Here is a 2,487-nt window from a genome sequence, read left to right on the forward strand (position 1 = left end):
TTAATTTGTTTCAAAGGCATAAAGAAAGGCTCTAAATCCCCTTTAATATCGTCACATGTATAAACTGTATCATTTAATTTTAATAGCTGTTCAAACAATCTATCTTTATCAATTGGAGCTTTAAGTGGCATTTGACAAATATCACTTGAATAACCATCAACGGTATGATTTTCTACACTTATTTTTAAATAAAGAGGTTCATTTACTTTAGCTTGTACATATATACTACAGCTTACTTTACGTAGAATTGGGAACGTTTCCAATTCATTCATTAATTTAGAATCAGTTGTTTTAACAACTTGACTACCTACTTTAACATATCTTGAATCTTTAAATGTAACAAGTTCACCTTTTAATGCATGGTTTACTAGACGTCCATTTACAATGATTTTATTTGCTATTAAACCTAAATCCTCTTTATCATCCAGGATTCTTAGACCATCATGTTGATTTAAATCAGAATCTAATAAAATTGAAAATTCGTCTCTATTAGCTTCTACAACTTTACCAAGAGGTAGTCCCATATGATTAGGTCTTAGTGTATTCATTAATGCGTTACCATTTGTATTAAATAAGTGTCCTAGCGTAAATCCACGATTAAACATTAGTTTTAAATTATTTAAGTGCTCTAATGATAAGTTGTATTCTTTATTATCATAGTAAGCATCAATAGCCTCTCTAAAAATCTTAGTCACTAAATATACATATTCAGGACGCTTCATTCTTCCTTCGATTTTAAGACTTGAAACGCCACATTTAATCAATTGAGGAAGTTGATCGATAATATTTAAATCCTTGGGACTCAGCAAATATTTACCAGCAGATTTATACAGTGTATTTGTTGTTTCGTTAATTAAATCATATTGCATTCTACAATACTGAGCACAAGCACCACGATTTCCAGAACGATGTGAAAGAAGACTGCTCATCAAACATTGACCAGAATAACTGACACATAATGCGCCATATGAGAAAACTTCAATTTCAATACCTAGCTTGCAACATTCTTCAATAATATTAATGGGAGTTTCTCGAGCCAGTACAACCCTACTAGCTCCAAGTTCTTTCATTACTTCGACACCTTTTGAATTATGAATATGCATTTGTGTAGAACAATGCAATTCAAAATCAGGATAATCTTGACGAATTTTATCAAATAGCCCAAAATCTTGAATAATTAATGCATCTACTCCAATAGTGTAATAAAAGTTTACTTCTTGCATTGCACTTTTAAACTCATCTTCGTAGATTAAAGTATTCATAGTTACATAAATTTTAGTGCCCCATAAATGACATAATCTGACTGCTTCAATCATTTCATCATGATTAAAATTACCCGCAAATGCGCGAGCACCATATTGACTACCACCACAATAAATTGCATCTGCACCTGCATAAATAGCTGCTCTTAGGGCATCCATTGTTCCAGCTGGTGCTAAACATTCAATTTTTCTCATTTTACTTCCTTTACAATTGCATATAAACTAATAAGATCATTCAACTTAAATTTAGCATTTGCACTACTAGTACTAGGGCAAGAAACTATCTTAATATCTAAATCTTTGAAATATTGTTTATATAACGATTCTGCTTTCTTTCCATTTAATACGATTAATTTTATTGGATATATATTAATTAACTCTTCAATTTTATTTGGAATGACATCACGTATAGATGAGTCATCACTATGGTGTAATTCACAACTTTGAATGACATCCCATAAAGCTAAATGATGTTTCAAAATGAATTCTTCCTTGTCAATTATATCTTCTTGATATAATTCACTTAAAACTTTCCAAAATCGATTTTGAGGGTTAGCGTAATAACACAATTTTTTCCTGGATATTACTGATGGAAATGATCCTAAAATTAATACCTTACTTGAATTATCAATTATTGGTTTTAATGGATGAGTTATCATAGTTTAAATTTGATTGGACTTGTGGGTTCATCATTCTCATCAAGTACAATATCATCAAATACAAGAGTATCTTCTAATTCAATATCATCTTCTGTTAATGGTAATATTATTCTAGGTTTCTCTTCAATTGGATCTTTCAATTCACATTGTTTTGCTTCTTCTTTTGGTTCAAATTCAGTAGCAAGTCCACCCAGTGATGTTTCTTTTAATTCAATGGCAATTTTTTGTCCAGTATAGTTCATTGTTTTTACAATCATATCAAATGTTACTTTATTAGGTTTAATTTTATACATATATTTTGACAATGAACAAGCATCTAACGCTCTTAGTACAGCGACAGCATTTCTTTCAATACAAGGAATAATGACATATCCGCCTACGGGATCACATGTTAAGCCTAGATGATGTTCAATACCTATTTCGGCAGCGTATTCAATTTGTTTCAAATTTAAATCGTTTAAATAAGCTGCTGCTGCACTTGCCATGGCACAAGCTGTCCCAACCTCTGCTTGGCAACCACCAATTGCACCAGAAATACTAGCATTAGTTTTAATTAAATTACCAAA

3 protein-coding genes are annotated in these 2,487 nt (G+C 31.0%); all 3 read right to left on the minus strand.

Annotated features, from left to right (window positions below; translation table 11 throughout):
- A partial coding sequence (locus RR430_RS01840) for a peptidase U32 family protein (protein WP_332508586.1) occupies window positions 1-1,457 on the minus strand: 1,457 nt, incomplete at its 3' end.
- The gene (locus tag RR430_RS01845) at window positions 1,454-1,921 is read right to left on the minus strand and encodes a DNA-deoxyinosine glycosylase (protein WP_332486230.1); all 468 of its coding nucleotides are present in this window, start codon (window positions 1,919-1,921) and stop codon (window positions 1,454-1,456) included. The genes RR430_RS01840 and RR430_RS01845, both read right to left, overlap by 4 nt.
- Window positions 1,918-2,487, minus strand: a 570-nt coding sequence (locus tag RR430_RS01850) for an L-serine ammonia-lyase, iron-sulfur-dependent, subunit beta (protein ID WP_332508587.1), incomplete at its 5' end; no start/stop codon positions are given. The genes RR430_RS01850 and RR430_RS01845, both read right to left, overlap by 4 nt.

The organism is Anaerorhabdus sp., from assembly GCF_036641015.1.
Classification (GTDB): domain Bacteria; phylum Bacillota_I; class Bacilli_A; order Erysipelotrichales; family Erysipelotrichaceae; genus Anaerorhabdus.

What these genes read in the sequence shown, in the direction of transcription:
- RR430_RS01845 (WP_332486230.1), bottom strand. Translation starts at nt 1,921, where the DNA reads ATGATAACTCATCCATTAAAACCAATAATTGATAATTCAAGTAAGGTA.